Raw genomic sequence first — 16,210 nt, 5'->3', positions numbered from 1 at the left:
CTACCCGACGAGCCGGGCCACGGGACCAGAACGCCAAAGTTGGCGCCCGCGTGACGCTCCGGGGACCCCGTGCGGACGGCGCCCGACCGGCGCGGGCGGTATTGTCATGCCAGCGAGCCGACGGACCAGGGAGGGATGAGCACGATGGCCGATGATCCGCGCTCTACCCGCCCCAGCGTGCCCGCGACCGAGCGAGCCGCGCCGACTCCGCGCGATATTCGCCGCTGGCGGCGCTACCTCGCCAATGAGCGCGCCGAGGCCGCGGTGTACATGGATCTCGCCGAGCGCCGCACCGGCGAGGAGCGGGAGATCCTGCTCGCCCTCGCCCACGCGGAGGGCCGCCACGAGGCACACTGGCGACGACTCCTCGGCGACCACGTCGGCATGCCCCTGCGCGGCGATATCCGCACCCGCATGCTCGGCTTCCTCGCCCGCCGCTTCGGCTCGGTGTTCGTGCTCGCGCTGGTCCAGCGGGCCGAGAAGCGATCGCCCTACGCCTCGGATACCGATGCCACCAGCGCGATGACCGCCGACGAGCACATCCACGAGGAGGTCGTGCGCGCCCTCGCCACCCGGGGACGCAACCGGCTATCGGGGACCTTTCGCGCGGCCGTGTTCGGCGCCAACGACGGGCTGGTTTCCAACCTCGCGCTCATCCTGGGCTTCGCCGGCAGCGGCGTCGGCAACGATGTCATCCTGCTCGCGGGCGCGGCCGGCCTGCTCGCGGGCGCGATGTCGATGGCGGCGGGCGAGTACATCTCGGTGCGGTCGCAGCGCGGGCTGCTCGAGGCGTCCACGCCTAGCCCCCACACGAGGGAGGCGGTGCCCGACCTCGACGTCAACGAGAACGAACTAGCACTTGTCTATCGAGCGCGCGGAATGTCCCCGGCCGAGGCCGAGCAGCGCGCCACCGATGTCCTCGCGGGGCTCCGCACCGACGATCCCGACGGGCAACCGGGCGCCGATTCGCACGTGACAGTAGGCACGGCGGTGCGTGCCGCGCTGGCGAGCTTTGGCTTCTTCGCTTCCGGAGCCATCATTCCCGTGGTGCCCTACGCACTGGGCATCGAGGGGTTCGCGGCGCTGATCACGGCCTGCGTGCTCGTCGGAATAGCTTTGATCGCGACGGGAGTCGTCGTGGGCCTGCTCTCCGGCGGCCCACCCGCCAAGCGTGGCCTGCGGCAGCTTGGCATCGGCTACAGCGCCGCGGCGGTGACGTACCTACTCGGGCTCGCGTTCGGCACTACCATCGGCTGATCCGTCCGTGGCCTCCCGATCCCCGATGACGATCTCCTCGAGCACCTCCACGGTGGCATCAGCGGCGATCCGGAATGGCTCGAGCACGATGTCGATGCCCGCATCGAGGAGCTCGCGCGCATCCCGCTCGGCACGTGCGGCGACCACGACGCGGCCCCCGAAACCGTGATGGCGCAAGCCATGCAGCAGCGCGAGGTTGGCGTCGGCCACCGGCACGGTGCTAATGACCGCGCGCGCCGATTCCAGTGGCAGCGTCTCGAGGAAGTGGATGTCCTCGGCGCTGCCGTAGACCACGTCCATGCCGTGCTGATGCTGCCGCTTCACCCAGTAGGGGTCGAAGTCGACACCGAGCACCCGCCAGCCGTCGTCGGTGAGGCGCTCGGCGATCCGTCCCCCGAACCGGCCGAGCCCATAGAGGATCACATCGTATTGCTTGCTCTCGGGCTCGACCCGGCGAGTCTCGCCGTTGGTACGCTCGAATCGCTCGAGCCAGGGACCGATCCGCGCGAAGATCTGGTGCGAGTAGAGGATCAAGTAGGTGGATCCGCCAATGGTGATCAGGCCGACCACGGTGATCAGGCTGACCGTCGAATTCGTGATGTGCCCCAGGCTGAGGCCGAGCGCGGCAAGGATCAGCGAGAACTCAGAGATCTGCGCCACCGTGAGTCCCGCAAGAAAACCCACCTTCACCGGATACCGCATCAGCGACATGATCACGATCACGATCAGTGGATTGCCAATCAGCACGAACACCGAGAACACCAATGCCTCGGCGATCTGGGTGCCCGCATCGGTGAATTCCAGCTGCGCGCCGAGCGCGAGGAAGAAGAACAGCAGCAGGAAGTCTCGCAGGCTGACCAGCCGTGCCCCGAGAGCATCCCGGTACGGGGTGGATGCCAGCGACATCCCCGCGAGGAACGCGCCGACCTCGGAGCTGAAGCCCAGCAGATCGCTGACCGCCGCGATGGACACCGCATACGCGACGCCAAACAGCACGAGCAGCTCCTGGGAGCGTGCCACCGTATGCAGCAAGCGCGGTAGCACCACCTTCATCAGCAGGTAGATCCCTGCCACGAGCGCGACGCCCTTGCCGAGCACCAGAGCGATGTCGGTGGGCATCGAGCCGCTGGACTCCTGACCGAAAGCCGTGAGCGCGATCATGACCGCGACGACGACGATGTCCTGGACGATGAGGAATCCGACGGCGATGCGGCCGTGCAGGTGGTCGATCTCGCGCTTGTCGGACAGCAGCTTCACGATGATGATCGTGGAGGAGAAGGTCAGCGCCACCGCGACATAGATCGCGGTCACCGTATCCATTCCGAGCATTCGGGCGATCCCGAACCCAATGATCGAGGTGAATGCCACCTGGCCGAGCCCGGTAGCGAGCGCGACGGGCCCGGTGCTCCGGATCAAATGGATGTCGAGGCGGAGACCCACCAGAAAGAGCAGTATCGCGATGCCCAGGTGAGCCAGGAGCTCGATCGTCCCGTCGGTGGTGACCCAGCCCAGCCCGACCGGACCGACAAGGATCCCGACCCCGATGAACGCCACGATGAGCGGTTGCTTGAGCCGCACGGCGAGCAAGGCGGCAAGAGCGGCCACAGCGAGGATCCCGGCGACCAGAGGGAAGTCATGGACCTGCATCGGCGCATCCATCCGTCGGCGAGCGCTGTCAGGTTTTTACCTTCTCACAGTCCGTCGGCAACGTGGAAGACCGCGCGGCCTACTCGGGCGCCAGAGGTGGCGCTGGCTCCGTGGCGGCCGGCACGAGCCGCACGGGCAACTCCGGGAAGCTGGCCGAGGTATCGATCCGCTGGGGCGCGCCGCCTTCGAGGACCAGGGGCGAACGGTGCGCCACGGTCACGCCGGTGATGTCATAGCACTGCGGCGCGAGCGCGAGCACGATATGCCCGGTCGCTGTCGCGGGCGGGGTGGCATATGCCCCGCCGCGGATGGGGTCGCAGGGCACCAGTTCCAGGCTGGCACCCGGTACAACCGCGCCCGTTCGCGCGTCGAGCACCTTCAGCGAGCCTGCCCGCCAGGCATCGCCGAGGCCCCCGGGCCCGTCGAAGAACCGGATCTCCGCGGGCACCTCCTGGCCGGGACCGTCCACGATCACATGGCGCATCCCCTCGGGCACCGGGTACGCGTTCTCCGGCAATGCCCCGAGGGTGAAGTGGTAGCAGCCTGGAGGCCCGTCGAGGACAAGCCGTCCCTCCGCGTCGGTCGTGCCAGTGATGGTCGTGATCGGACCCACCGGCTCCGGGCTGCCCGGGGCATCGCATGCCTCGAACACGTGGGCATGCACCTCGACACCGCCGACCGGGGAACCGCTCAGCGTGCGGGCGATCACGTCGAGCGTGCCGCGCTCCGCTGCTCCGGCGAGATGCCGGCCATCGGGCTGCTCTGGCGCGACCTCGACGTTCTCCGGAGCGGGTTCTGCTGGTGGCTCGGGTTCTGCTGGTGGCTCGGCTGGTTCCGGGGCTGGATCGGTCGTCGGTTCCGCGGGCGGCGCGGGTTCGGCGGGTTCCGCGGGCGGCGCGGTGTCAGGCGCGGGATGCGCGGGTTCCGCGGGCGGCGCGGGTTCCGCGGGCGGCGCGGGAGCCACGGGAGCAGGGGGACCGTCAAGGATCAGGATCGGAGGCGGCTCCGCCACCGCCCGCGCCGGGGCCGGGGCCGGGGCCGGGGCCGGCACAGGGGCACCCTCGGCTGGCTCGGTCGCCTCGCCGAGCGAGTTCCCGTTGGTCGCGCGAGCGTCATCGGGGGCGGCCTGCTGCCGAGCATCGCTCGACGCCGCACCAGCATCTTCATTGTCAGCAGGGGCTGGTCCAGGTGCGGAATCAAGCGTCAGCGGCCGATAGTTGTACACCATCTCGGTGCCGGTCGAGCCGCACGCGGCCGCGATGAGCGCAGTGCTTCCGGCCGCGAGGGCCAGGGGCAGGCCACGCCAGACCGGGCGTCCCGGCGAGTGCATCGATCTCTTGCCCACGCTGATCACTCCCCTGCTGGTGCTTCTGCGTCAGTTGATATTTCACTCGCTGCGCAGCAGGAATGCACGTTTCTGCGGGTCGTGCCGCGCAAACGACCCTGGATCGTGACTGCACTGTTACCGGCCATTCCCGGTGCGCGACCGCAACAAGTTCTCCTACCCTGTGGAGGACGATTCCTACACCGCCAAATCCTGCGAGGTACCTGTCTTGACGCCATCGTTCGTTCCTCGCGGTGCCCGGATGCTCGCGCGCACCGCCGATGCGGTGCTCGAGGGCACCGTGGTGGGGAGCTTCTCGTCGCTGGGCCTGTCCGCGCGCCGCGCCTTGCCGGCATGGCCGGGCGATCCGGAGCTGCACGCGCTGCGCGACAAGACGGTCCTGGTCACGGGCGCTGGCTCCGGCATCGGCGCGGAGTGCGCCCGCCAGCTAGCGATGCTCGGCGCGCGGGTGCTCCTCGGCGTGCGGACCCCGAGCAAGGGCACAGCAACGGTCTCGTGGATCCGCGCGTCGGTGCCTGGCGCCGACGTGGACGTCGTGGATATCGACGTCGCGGACCTCTCGTCGGTGCGCCGCGCGGCGCGCCACGTGCTCTCCGTCGAGCCTCGCCTCGATGTGGTGATCCACAACGCGGGCGTGCTGCCGAAGGAGCGAGAGCTCACCGCTGACGGTCACGAGGTGACCCTCGCGACGCACGTGCTCGGCCCGTTGCTGCTGTCGGAGCTGCTGCGCCCGGCTCTGCGCGCATCCGGGAGCAGCAGGGTCGTGTTCGTCTCCTCCGGCGGCATGTACACCCAGGGGCTCGCCGTTGATGATCCCGAGTACGCCCAGGGCGAGTACAAGGGCGCGGTGGCGTATGCCCGCACCAAGCGCATGCAGGTGTCTCTGGTGCCGCTGCTCGCGCACCGGTGGGCCGTCGATGGCATCGCGGTGCATGCCATGCATCCCGGCTGGGCGAACACCCCGGGCGTGGTCGATGCGCTCCCGGGGTTCCACAGGCTGATGCGTCCGCTGCTGCGCGACGCCCGGGCGGGGGCCGATACGATCGTGTGGCTCGCGGCCGCGCGGCCCGCCCCGGAGTCCGGGCACTTCTGGCACGATCGCCATCGCCGTTCCGCGTTCCGGCTGCCCGGCACCAAGCATGACGAGCACGATGTGATGCGGCTGTGGGAGTTCTGCCGCGACGCGCTCGACCTGCCGATGCGCTAGCGGCTCAGCAGGTTCCGGGGCCTGAGTTGGCCTGATCGATCAGGATCTCGAACTCGTAGGCCTCGCCCGCAGGAGTGAACCGGGTGGTTCCCGCCGGATTCGTTGGACGCCGGCGTGATGTAGCCGATGCTGCTGGTGTCGCAGCGGTGCAGGCGGAGCCCGAGGCCGTCGATCGGCTCGTTGGGGTCGAGGTCGGTGACGCGCAGGGTGGTGTCGACGACGGACGCGGAGAGGCGCGCGGGGCCGTCGTAGAACCCAATGGAAACGGTCAGCGTGTCAGTGTCCTCCGTGATCTCGCCGCCGTAGAGGCCGGATGGCACGGGCAGGTGGGTGGTGGGAGCTTGTGTCAGTTTGATGCCGTAGCAGCCCGGCGCGAGCCCCTCGATGGTCATCACGCCGTCGGGGCCCGTTCCGCCACGCGCGGCGAACCGAGGATTGAGGTCAGCCCCGGGGCCATCGGAGTAGCACGCATCCATGGCGGAGACGGTGAAACTCGCGCCAGGCACCGGGGCTCCTCGGCCGTTGGCGCTGGCGCTTCGAGCGACGTTCCAGCGATGGGCTCGCTACCGGTGCCGCATGCGGTGGCGAGAACGAGCCCGGGGGCCAGGATGGCAATGGCGAGCGGGTGGACGGAGCGCAAGGGTGCCCCTTTCTCGAGGACGGCATGTTCACCTTGTCATCGCTGCCCCCTAATGATCTTGCTAGCGCTAGCGAGTGATCGGCGCTCTGTGTTCACTCAACTGTGACCTGCCTCGCCCCGCGCCTGTCCCGATCCCTGCCGTTCCAGGCGGGCGAGAGCCTTGCGGAGACCCCGCCGCGCCGATTCCGCGAGCTCGGGGACACGGAGCGCGTTCTCGATCCGGGATGGGGTGATCCCGGCACCAGCGAGCCTGCCGGTCGGGGTGGTGAGCATCCGGAACACCTCGGCGACGGTCACATCGTGCGGGGCGCGGCCGAGCGGCTCGAGCACCCCGCGCGTGGGCACCGTGGCGGGCTCGAGCACACGTGCATAGAACCCGCACCTCCCCGTGTCGATCATGCGCGCGATGATCGACTTGTCCCCGGCATGCATTCCGAGCTTGTAGCAGGGCTCGCGGGGCTGGGTGACCTGGATGATGGCCTCGCCCCAGGCCCACGAATCACCAATGCGGATGGACTCCTCGGAGGCGCCGCTGAGAGTGAGGTTCTCGCCCACGCCACCGTCGTGGAGCAGGTATCCATCCCTGCGCCACAGCGGGTAGTGCTCGGCCGGGTAGAGGTAGATCGCCTTGTCTGGTCCGCCGTGGGCGGCAGTGTCGGCCTGCTCGTCGCCATCAAGGTTGGGCGGGCGCAGCTCGATGGCGCCAGCGTGCACGCGATGCTTGCTGATCCCACTGAGCACCTCCTTGCCTCCCAGCGTGCCGAGCAGCGCGGGCCGCCCGACGTGCACGGCGATGATCCGGAGAGGCTGCGGCGGGCTAGGTTCCACGGGCGCCAAGCCTAGAGATCGTCCTGGAAGTCGGCGAGCGCGAGGCCGGACCCCGTGAGGGTCACGTCCACGCCCTCCTCGGTGACGGTGACCGCGGTGGCGGTGAGGCCCTCGGGCAGGGCTCCCACGGATTGGCTTGTTCCGCCCTTGATGGCATCGGTGACGGCATCCGGCAGGGGAAGGCCCAGCACTTCGGCGTTGCCGAGGTCGACGACCACAGTGCCATCCTGGAGCCGTGGAGTGGCGTCGACGGTGGCGGTGCCGCGCATGAGCTCGACGACGAGCGCTTCGCGCGCGGGCTGGGGCACCACTCCGTCGATGGTGACGCTCACGCCGGGAAGAACGGAGACGTCCCCGCCATCATTCTCCTGGATCGCCTGGAAGATCGTTTCCGCCGTGATGCGCGCGATGACCGTGACCTCACCGGCGATAGGGTTCTCGCGGTCGGTGATATCGACATCGCCGAGGTCGATCTGCAGCGCGGATCCCCGCAGGTCGCCGGTGCCGATGGTGCCACTGTCGATCGACAGGGCATCGATGCGGTCGTCCATCAGCGCGGGCAGCAGGGGCTGCAGCCCGAATGAGGTACTGGGCTCGGATTGCCATGACTCCCCGAGCGGTTGCTGGATCTCCCTGCCCACGATGAAGCGCGCGGCGATCTCCGCGGCTCCCGCGACGATGACGAGAAGCACCAGGAGCGTGATGACGGCCTTGAGCAGCCCGCGCATGGGTGTTCCTTTCCTGTTCTCAATGAAGGGCAGCGCGACCGGTGGTGGACCCCCGGCCGCGGCTAGTGCTGTCGCCGCGCCCGCTCGGCAAGCACAGCGTCGAGGGTGTCCGGCCGGTCAGTGACAATGCCGTCGAGCCCGAGATCGAGCAAGCGGTGCATCTCCGGGGCATCGTTGATCGTCCACGCATGCACCTCGATGCCCAGATCGTGGCACAGCTCGACGAATCGCCGATCGACGACGGTCCGTCCCGCGTACCTCAGCGGGACCTGGGCCATGTGCCCCCAGGCGACCTTGGCGAGCAGCCACCGCGGCGGGCGCAGCGGCGGCGCGAGCCGCGAGCAGGCCCACACCGCAGCCACCCCGGCGCGAGTGAGCGCCGCCGCGGGCAGCCCGCCGCCGCGCGAGAACAACCGGCGCAACCGGTGCAGCCGCCGCGTGGAGAACGAGGCGATGCTGACGCGATCCCGCGCTCCGACCGCGTCGATGGTCGCGACGAACGGCTTGACCGCCGAATCCGACTTGATATCGATATTGAAGCGGGCCTCGGGCAGCTCGCGCAACGCCGTGTCGAGGCGAGTGACCGCCTCGCGCCCATTGACCCGCACATCAGCGAGCTGGTCCCACGAGAGGTCGCGCACCGAGCCTTCCGACCCAGCGACGCGGGCCAGCGTCTCGTCATGGTGCACGATCACCACCCCATCCCGGGTGGCGTGCACATCGATCTCGATGTAGCGGTAGCCGTGATCGGTTGCCGCGCGCATGGCGGCGAGGGTGTTCTCCAGGCCATCCCATTCGCCGATGTGCCAGCCACGGTGGGCGAACGCTCGGGGCCGCGGCAGTTCGAGGTACCGCGCCGCTGGCGTTCCAGGTTCGTTCCTGCGAAGCGGTCTCATGCAGTCCAGTGTGCCGGTGCGGGGCGGCCAGCGCGATCGGTGCGCCGGGTTTGTCCTGACCTCACATGGTTTTCACAGTCGGAGGTTGTGTCGGCGCGCGCGCTCGGCACCACGCGTATAGATTTCAGCAATGTCCAACATCGCAGACTTCGCCGATGAACTGGAATCAGCGCTCGGCACGATCTCCGGCTACGTGTGGGGCCCGTGGCTGCTGATCCCGCTGCTGCTCGGCACCGGCCTGTACCTGACGATCCGCCTCGGCGGCCTGCAGTTCCGCAAGCTCGGTCCAGCGCTGCGCCTGGCCCTGATCGAGCGGCACGATGATGGCGGCACCGGCGATATCTCGCACTACCAGGCGCTGACGACCGCGCTCGCCGCCACGGTGGGCGTCGGCAACATCGTGGGCGTGGCCGCGGCGATCGGCCTCGGCGGTCCGGGCGCGCTGTTCTGGATGTGGGTGACCGCGCTGGTCGGCATGGCGAGCAAGTACTCGGAAGCCTTCCTTGGGGTGCGATTCCGCGTCACCGATGCCAAGGGCGAGCAATCCGGCGGTCCGCAGTACTACCTGTTCCGAGGCATCCCGAACCGCTTCGGGCTCGTGCTGAGCCTGCTGTTCGCGGTGTTCGCGGTCCTCGCATCGTTCGGCATCGGCAACATGACGCAGAGCAACGCCGTGGCCGCGCAGATGGACAACGCGTTCGGCATCGCGCCGCAGATCACGGGCCTGGTGCTGTTCGTCCTGACGGGACTGGTGCTGATCGGTGGCATCAAGGCGATCGGCCGGGTCACGGCGGCCTTCGTGCCCATGATGATCGCGCTGTACCTGGCGTGCGGCACCGTGATCCTCGTCCTCACCGCCGGCGCGATCCCCGGGGCGTTCGGCATGATCCTCGCGGAGGCGTTCACGGGCCAGTCCGCGATGGGCGGCCTGCTTGGCTCGGCGTTCCTGTACGCGCTGCAGCTCGGCGTGGCTCGTGGCATCTTCTCCAACGAGTCCGGCATGGGCTCGGCAGCGATCGCCGCAGCGGCCGCCAAGACGACGCATCCGGTGCGGCAGGGCCTGGTCTCGATGACGCAGACATTCATCGACACGATCATCGTGGTGACCTTCACTGGCCTGGTGCTGATCACCACGGGAGTGTGGGAGGGTGACCGCGAGGCGTCGGGAACCATGACCGCCGATGCGTTCGATGCGGGCCTTCCTGGCGAGTGGGGCCACTACGTGGTAGCGCTGAGCATCGCGTTCTTCGCGTTCTCGACCATTCTTGGCTGGTCGTACTATGGCGAGCGTTGCGTGGAGCGACTCGTGGGGCGCCGGGGCGTCGTTCCCTATCGCGCGGTTTTCACGGGGATGGTTTTCGTGGGCGCGGTATCCCAGCTAACTCTGGTCTGGACGTTCGCCGATGTGCTGAATGGATTGATGGCTATTCCGAACCTTATTGGCCTGCTCGTGCTGTCCGGGCTCGTGGCGCGGGAGACGCGGCACTACCTGGCCAATGACCCGCAATTGCGGGCGAGCGCGCGGGATGTCGATGCATTCATGGTGGGTGTCCGGAAATAGTTTCACAGTGAGATGATCCCCGCTGCATGTGACAATTTCCGATCCCACGTCACAGCTATTCGCGCCGTGGCGTGGGGTTTGTCACCAAAGGGTGCAAACCGCGTACTGCGTGTCGTAGCTTTAGTCCTCGTGACCGAGCAACCACCACGTCCGCACCGCGCGCGCCGCACCGAGCAGCCCCCTGCTCGAGCGGCGGGCCGAAGCGACGATGCCGAGCAACCGGACACCCAGCCGCTCACCATCTCCGACTACGCGCAGATCTTCGGCGCGCCAGGCGCCCCGCACGGATACGACCCCGAGACGGGCAAGGCCTACTCCGGCCGCGGCAACCTCGCCGTCGGCGTCCTCAATCTGATCCTCCCCGGCGCAGGGCGCCTGTACGCGGGCCACTACATGATCGGCCTCCTCCAGCTCGTCCTCGCGCTCGTCACATGCGGGCTCGGCCACGCATGGAGCCTCATCGACGGCATCGTCATCCTCGTCAATGGCGGCACCGACGCCTCGGGCAGGCCGTTGCGCCCATAGCGGAAAGCCGCCTCGCGGCACTCCTCCCGCGCGTCCTGGCGGTAGCGTGGATGCATGGCGGACACCCCCTCGGCACAGACCACGCGATGCCTCGTCACCGGCGCCACTGGCTACATCGGCGGACGCCTCGCGCCCCGACTAATCGAGCAGGGAAACGCCGTGCGCGTCCTCGCCCGCACACCCGGGAAGCTGCGCGACGTGCCGTGGGCACGAGACGCCGAGATCGTCCAGGGCGACCTCACTGACATCCACAGCCTCGAAGAGGCCTGCCAGGGCATCGATGTCATCTACTACCTCGTCCACTCGATGGGTGGCGACAAGCGCTTCGCCGACACCGAGCGCCAGTCCGCGCTCAATCTCGTCCACGCCGCCGAGGCCGCTGGTGTGCAGCGCATCATCTACCTCGGCGGCCTGCACCCCAGCGGTAACGACCTCTCCCCCCACTTGCGCTCCCGGGCCGAGGTCGGCGACATCCTGCTCGGGTCCACAGTCCCCACGATCGTCCTGCAGGCCGGAGTGGTGATCGGCTCAGGGTCCGCGTCCTTCGAGATGATCCGCCACCTCACTGATCGCCTACCGGTCATGGTCACCCCGAAATGGGTGAAGAACCGCATCCAGCCGATCGCGGTCCGCGATGCCTTGCACTACCTGCTCGCTCTCGCGGACCTCCGCACCGCTGCCGGCGAGAACCGGACCTTCGACATCGGTGGTCCCGACGTGATGCAGTACGGGGAGATGATGCAGACCTACGGAGAGATCGCGGGTCTCCCCCGCCGCCGCATGATCGTCGTGCCCGTCCTCACGCCGCGCCTCGCCGGGCACTGGATCAACCTGGTGACACCGGTGCCCAAGGCGTTGGCGATGCCGCTGATCGAATCGCTGCAATGCGAAGCGATCGCCCACGAGAGCGACATCAAGGAATTCGTGCCGCCGCCCGCCGAGGGCCTCACCCCCTACCGCCGTGCCGTGCAGCTCGCGCTGCAACGCATCGACGACGGCGATGTCGAGACCCGCTGGTCCAACGCTTCGGTCCCCGACGCTCCCGCCGACAAGCTGCCGTCGGACCCGGACTGGTCGGGCGAGACCGTCTACACCGACATCCGCCGCCAGGAATGCGCGGCACCGCCCGAGAAGCTGTGGGAGGTCGTCGAGGGCATCGGCGGCGAGAACGGCTGGTACTCCTTCCCCCTCGCCTGGTCGATCCGCGGCTGGATGGACCGCTTGGCCGGTGGCGTTGGCCTGCGCCGGGGGCGCCGCGACGCACGCCATCTCTACAAGGGCGAGGCGCTGGACTGGTGGCGGGTCGAGGAGATCGAGCCGCCCCGGTTGTTGCGACTGCGCGCCGAGATGAAGGTGCCCGGGGGCGCCTGGCTGGAGATGCGCGTCCACCCCTCCGGCAGCGGTTCGCAGCTCGATCAGCGCGCCGTGTTCTTCCCCAAGGGGCTGGTGGGTCGGCTCTACTGGTATTCGATCCTGCCGTTCCACGGCGTGATCTTTAGCGGCATGGTGAAGAACATGACCCGGACCGCCGAGCGCTCGAGCTAGCGGCCGGGCCCGGGCGGCGCGACCTCACTGCGCCAAACGCACCCGATATCGACAAACGCGATAGAAATTGTGCTGGTTCATCGGCGGCTTCTATCGCGTTTGCGTCGGTGGCGGCACCAGCGGGCGCCGCGGCGGCACCAGCGGGCGCCGCGGCGGCACTGGCCCCGCTAGGTCTGGGCCCCGGCGAACTGGCTGCTGTACAAGCGGTGGTACGCCCCTTGCGCGTCGAGCAACTCCTCGTGGGTGCCCTGCTCGACGATCCGCCCCTGCTCCATCACCAGGATGACGTCCGCGTCCCGGATGGTGGAGAGCCGATGCGCGATGACGAACGCGGTGCTATCGGCGCGCAAGCGGCTCATGGCTTGCTGGATGAGCAGCTCGGTGCGGGTATCGACGGAACTGGTCGCCTCGTCGAGGATGAGGATCTGCGGCTTGGAGGCGAAGGCGCGAGCGATGGTGATGAGCTGCTGCTCGCCGACGCTGACCGTGCCAGTGTCCTCGCCGAGATTGGTGTCGTAGCCGTCGGGCAGCGCGCGGACGAATCGGTCCACATACGACTCCTGGGCTGCCTCGAGCACCTCATCCTCGGTTGCGGTATCCGAGCCGTAGCGGATGTTCTCGGCGATGCTGCCGCCGAGCAGCCAGGTGTCCTGCAGGACCATGCCGATGCGCGAGCGCAGCCCGGCGCGGGTCATGCGGCGGATATCCACGCCGTCGATGCGGATCGAGCCTGCGGTGACGTCGTAGAAACGCATGATGAGGTTCACCAGGGTTGTCTTGCCCGCCCCGGTCGGGCCAACGATGGCAACCATGTGCCCGGGCTCGACGGTCAGCGACAAGTCCTCGATCAGCGGCTGGTCGGGGTGGTAGCGGAAGGAGACGTGATCGAACTCGACGCGGCCCCGCGGTGCATCCCCGGCCGGGCCCGTTCGCGCAGGGCCGGACGACTCGTCGGCGGGCTCCTCCTCCTCATCGAGCAGCTCGAAGACTCGTTCCGCGGACGCGACCCCGGATTGCAGCACGTTGACCATCGAGGCGAGCTGCGAGAGCGGCTGGGTGAACTGGCGCGAGTACTGGATGAAGGCCTGCACCTCGCCGAGGCTCATCGAGCCGGTGGCCACGCGCATCCCGCCGACGACTGCGACGAGCACGTAGTTGATGTTGCCGAGGAACATGATCAGCGGCATGATCAGCCCGGACAGGAACTGCGCCTTGAAGGCGGATTGCTGCAGCTCGCCGTTGTGCTCGTCGAAGCGTGCCTGCGCGCTGTCCTCCTGCCCGTAGGCGAGCAGCAGCTCATGGCCGGTGTGGGATTCCTCGACGTGCGCGTTGACTGATCCAGTGTGTCGCCATTGGCCCACGAAGTGCGGTTGCGCGCGCCGCATGATCACTGCGGCGACGAGCAGCGAGGCCGGCACGGTGAGCAGCGCGATCCCGGCGAGCAGCGGCGAGATCCACAGCATCATGCCGAGCACCGCGACAACGGTCAGCAGGGCGTTGAGCATCTGGCTGACCGTCTGCTGCAGGCTCTGCGAGAGGTTGTCGATGTCGTTGGTGACGCGGCTGAGGGTATCGCCGCGCTGATTGCGATCGAAGTAGGCCAGCGGCAGGCGGTGGACCTTGCCCTCGATGCTGGCGCGCAGGCCGCGGATGACGTTCTGCACCACGGTGTTGAGCAGGTACGCCGCGCCCCAGGCGCACATCGCGGCGACGAGATAGACGAGCAGCGCGACGATCATGGTTTGCCCGAGCGCAGTGAAGTCGATGCCTTGCCCCGGCGTGACGGTCATGCCGGAGACCATGTCGGCGAACGTGTCCTGCCCCGCCTGGCGCAGTTGCTCCACCGCTTGGGCCTGGGTCGTTCCGGCGGGCAACTGCCTGCCGATGATCCCGTTGAAGATGATGTCGGTGCCGTGGCCAAGGATGCGCGGGCCCACGGCGTTGAGCAGGACCGACATCACGATCAGCGCGATGATCACGGTGAGGGCGAGCCGTTGCGGCGCGAGCAGGCCGAGCAGCCTGCGCGCGGAGGGTCCGAAGTTCATTGCTTTGGCGTTGGGGTTACCCCGGCTGTCAGCGGCGCCACCCATGGGTCCGGGCCGGGTCATGGCGCTCCCTCCGTGGCCATCTGGGACTCGACGGTCTCCCGGTACTCCCCGCACGTCGCGAGCAGGTGCTCGTGGGTGCCCATCCCGACGATGCGCCCGGCTTCGAGGACGATGATCTGGTGCGCGTCGCGGATCGTGGCGATGCGCTGGCCCACGAGCACCACGGCGGCTCGGGCGATGCGGGAGGCGAGCGCGGCGCGCAAGCGGGCGTCGGTGGCGACATCGAGGGCGGAGAACGAATCGTCGAACAAGTAGATGCCAGGCTGGCGCACCAGCGCCCGGGCGATGGCGAGGCGTTGCCGCTGCCCGCCGGAGAATGTGGTGCCGCCCTGGCTGACGGGGCTGTCGAGCTGCTGCGGCAGCGCGCGCACGAAATCCTCTGCCTGCGCGATCCCCAGCGCGTCCCACAGCTCCTCGTCGGTGGCGTCGGCGCGACCGTAGCGCAGGTTGCTGGCGATCGTGCCGGAGAACAGGAATGCCCGCTGGGGAACGTAGCCGATGCCCGCGCGCAGCGCTGTGGGCTCGAGCTCGCGGGCGTTCGTGCCACCGACCTCGATGATGCCCTCGGTCGCGTCGATGAGCCGCGGGATGAGCTGCAGCACGGTGGTCTTGCCGGATCCAGTGGCGCCGATGATGGCGGTCGTGGTGCCCGGCTCGACGGTGAAGGTGATGCCCTCGAGCACGGGCTGCTCCGCCCCGGGATGCTGGAAGGCGACGTCGTGGAACTCGATGCGGCCCGGGTGGGGCTGGTCGGTGCGGGGCTCGGGCGAGCGGACGATTGTGGACTCGGTGCGCAGGACCTCGCTGATGCGGTCGGCGCTGACGGCCGCTCGCGGCACCTGTGAAGCCATGAAGGTGACCATCATGATCGACATGAGGATGAGGATCAGGTAGCTGAGCATGGCGGTCAGGGAGCCGACTTGCATGCGCCCCTCGTCGATCTCGATGCCACCGAACCAGATCACTGCCACCGAGGTGATGTTCATGATGAGCATGACGATGGGAAAGGCGAGCGCCATGAGCCGCCCGACACCGAGCGCGGTATTGGTCAGGGCATCGTTGGCGGTGGCGAAGCGGCGGGACTCCCATTGCTCGCGGACGAACGCGCGGACCACCCGCACGCCGGTGATCTGCTCGCGCAGCACTTGGTTGATCGCGTCGATGCGGGACTGCATCACGCGGAATCCCGGGATCATGCGGGCGATGATGGTACCCATGGCGATGGCGAGCGCGGGCACGCTGACCGCGATGATCCAGGCCAGGCGCGGTTCCTCGCGCAGTGCCATGATGATGCCGCCGACCGCCATGATGGGCGCGATGACGAGCATCGTGAAGCTCATCAGCACGAGCGTCTGCACTTGCAGGACGTCATTGGTGTTGCGGGTGATCAGCGAGGGCGCGCCGAACGTGCCCATCTCGCGGGCGGAGAAGCCGGTGACCCGCCGGAAGACGTCGCGGCGCACGTCGGCACCAAAGGAGGTAGCGGTGCGAGCGGCGAGATAGACGGCGCTGATCGTGCCGACGATCTGCACGAGCGCGACGCCCAGCATGACGGCGCCGATGCGAATGATGTAGGCGATGTCACCCTCGGTGACCCCATTGTCGATGATGTCGGCGTTGAGGCTCGGGAGGAAGAGCGCGGCGAGAGCGCCGAGGAACTGCAGGGCGATGATGCCAGCGATCGCGCGGCGGTAGCGGGACAGGTACGTACGCAGGAGGGCGATCAGCATGGCGGCTCCTTCCTGGCGTGTACCGCACCGGCGATTGTTTCACGGTGTCGCCCGCGTGGCACGGGGTTCGCCGCTGGGGCAGCGAGCATCACACTGTCCACTATTTGAGAGTTCCACTACTTGTGGCCAGGCTAGCCGACGCCAGGCGCTCGCTGAAAACGGGAGAATCCACATCCTCCGTTATCAAAATGTG

13 protein-coding genes are annotated in these 16,210 nt (G+C 68.3%); 5 read left to right on the top strand and 8 right to left on the bottom strand.

All coding sequences use genetic code 11. The features are described 5' to 3' along the window. Positions 1–144 precede the first annotated feature (144 nt). Positions 145–1,257 carry a VIT1/CCC1 transporter family protein gene (locus HT102_RS14470; protein WP_192040157.1) on the top strand — a complete coding sequence of 371 codons (1,113 nt, stop codon included), beginning with the start codon at positions 145–147 and terminating at the stop codon, positions 1,255–1,257. On the opposite strand, the gene HT102_RS14465 is transcribed toward HT102_RS14470, so the two are convergent. Together HT102_RS14465 and HT102_RS14460 are read right to left on the bottom strand one after the other, a co-directional pair. Then, positions 1,222–2,904, bottom strand: coding sequence for a cation:proton antiporter (locus HT102_RS14465; RefSeq protein ID WP_192040138.1), 1,683 nt, complete (start codon positions 2,902–2,904; stop codon positions 1,222–1,224). The genes HT102_RS14470 and HT102_RS14465 overlap by 36 nt on opposite strands. A gap of 79 nt (positions 2,905–2,983) precedes the next feature. Continuing rightward, a complete protein-coding gene (locus tag HT102_RS14460; RefSeq protein ID WP_192040137.1) occupies positions 2,984–4,249 on the bottom strand; it encodes a hypothetical protein in 1,266 nt (421 codons plus the stop codon). A 208-nt stretch (positions 4,250–4,457) separates the two neighbouring features. On the opposite strand from HT102_RS14460, the gene HT102_RS14455 reads away from it, so the two are divergent. Further along, the gene (locus HT102_RS14455; protein WP_225443706.1) at positions 4,458–5,456 is read left to right on the top strand and encodes an SDR family NAD(P)-dependent oxidoreductase; all 999 of its coding nucleotides are present in this window, start codon (positions 4,458–4,460) and stop codon (positions 5,454–5,456) included. On the opposite strand, the gene HT102_RS14450 is transcribed toward HT102_RS14455, so the two are convergent. From HT102_RS14450 to HT102_RS14435, 4 genes are all read right to left on the bottom strand, one after another. Beyond that, positions 5,453–5,962, bottom strand: a complete 510-nt coding sequence (locus tag HT102_RS14450) for a prealbumin-like fold domain-containing protein (protein ID WP_192040136.1) — start codon at positions 5,960–5,962, stop codon at positions 5,453–5,455. The two genes, HT102_RS14455 and HT102_RS14450, sit on opposite strands and share 4 nt — an antisense overlap. A gap of 230 nt (positions 5,963–6,192) precedes the next feature. Further along, on the bottom strand, positions 6,193–6,924 hold the full coding sequence (locus tag HT102_RS14445) for an MOSC domain-containing protein (RefSeq protein ID WP_192040135.1): 732 nt from the start codon (positions 6,922–6,924) through the stop codon (positions 6,193–6,195). 11 nt (positions 6,925–6,935) lie between these two features. Then, positions 6,936–7,652 (bottom strand): LmeA family phospholipid-binding protein, encoded by a 717-nt coding sequence (locus HT102_RS14440; protein WP_192040134.1) that lies wholly within the window; start codon positions 7,650–7,652, stop codon positions 6,936–6,938. A 62-nt stretch (positions 7,653–7,714) separates the two neighbouring features. Beyond that, positions 7,715–8,548, bottom strand: a complete 834-nt coding sequence (locus tag HT102_RS14435) for a glycerophosphodiester phosphodiesterase family protein (RefSeq protein WP_192040133.1) — start codon at positions 8,546–8,548, stop codon at positions 7,715–7,717. 130 nt (positions 8,549–8,678) lie between these two features. Between HT102_RS14435 and HT102_RS14430 the strand changes: the two genes are divergently transcribed. The 3 genes from HT102_RS14430 (at position 8,679) to HT102_RS14420 (ending at position 12,179) form a co-directional block, all read left to right on the top strand. Beyond that, positions 8,679–10,109, top strand: coding sequence for an alanine/glycine:cation symporter family protein (locus HT102_RS14430; protein ID WP_192040132.1), 1,431 nt, complete (start codon positions 8,679–8,681; stop codon positions 10,107–10,109). A 129-nt stretch (positions 10,110–10,238) separates the two neighbouring features. Then, entirely contained in the window at positions 10,239–10,634 is a 396-nt protein-coding gene (locus HT102_RS14425) for a TM2 domain-containing protein (protein WP_192040161.1), read from the top strand. Between the two features lie 54 nt (positions 10,635–10,688). Continuing rightward, complete coding sequence (locus HT102_RS14420) at positions 10,689–12,179, top strand: SDR family oxidoreductase (protein ID WP_192040131.1); 1,491 nt, start codon at positions 10,689–10,691, stop codon at positions 12,177–12,179. A gap of 167 nt (positions 12,180–12,346) precedes the next feature. Here the strand turns inward: HT102_RS14420 and HT102_RS14415 are convergent, their stop codons facing one another. Then, positions 12,347–14,287 (bottom strand): ABC transporter ATP-binding protein, encoded by a 1,941-nt coding sequence (locus HT102_RS14415; RefSeq protein ID WP_192040130.1) that lies wholly within the window; start codon positions 14,285–14,287, stop codon positions 12,347–12,349. After that, positions 14,284–16,017, bottom strand: a complete 1,734-nt coding sequence (locus tag HT102_RS14410; RefSeq protein WP_192040129.1) for an ABC transporter ATP-binding protein — start codon at positions 16,015–16,017, stop codon at positions 14,284–14,286. The genes HT102_RS14415 and HT102_RS14410 overlap by 4 nt, the downstream gene beginning before the upstream one ends. Positions 16,018–16,210 lie beyond the last annotated feature (193 nt).

Origin of the sequence: Lolliginicoccus lacisalsi, assembly GCF_014841105.1 — a bacterium.
Lineage (GTDB): Bacteria > Actinomycetota > Actinomycetes > Mycobacteriales > Mycobacteriaceae > Lolliginicoccus > Lolliginicoccus lacisalsi.
Note: the sequence above shows the minus strand (reverse complement) of the source record. Positions and strands in the feature narration are given on the sequence as shown.

Excerpts from the sequence above, each read along its gene's own strand:
- HT102_RS14470 (WP_192040157.1), top strand. The coding sequence starts at position 145 with ATGGCCGATGATCCGCGCTCTACCCGCCCCAGCGTGCCCGCGACCGAG.
- HT102_RS14465 (WP_192040138.1), bottom strand. The coding sequence starts at position 2,904 with ATGCAGGTCCATGACTTCCCTCTGGTCGCCGGGATCCTCGCTGTGGCC.
- HT102_RS14440 (WP_192040134.1), bottom strand. The coding sequence starts at position 7,652 with ATGCGCGGGCTGCTCAAGGCCGTCATCACGCTCCTGGTGCTTCTCGTC.
- HT102_RS14435 (WP_192040133.1), bottom strand. The coding sequence starts at position 8,548 with ATGAGACCGCTTCGCAGGAACGAACCTGGAACGCCAGCGGCGCGGTAC.
- HT102_RS14430 (WP_192040132.1), top strand. The coding sequence starts at position 8,679 with ATGTCCAACATCGCAGACTTCGCCGATGAACTGGAATCAGCGCTCGGC.
- HT102_RS14420 (WP_192040131.1), top strand. The coding sequence starts at position 10,689 with ATGGCGGACACCCCCTCGGCACAGACCACGCGATGCCTCGTCACCGGC.
- HT102_RS14415 (WP_192040130.1), bottom strand. The coding sequence starts at position 14,287 with ATGACCCGGCCCGGACCCATGGGTGGCGCCGCTGACAGCCGGGGTAAC.
- HT102_RS14410 (WP_192040129.1), bottom strand. The coding sequence starts at position 16,017 with ATGCTGATCGCCCTCCTGCGTACGTACCTGTCCCGCTACCGCCGCGCG.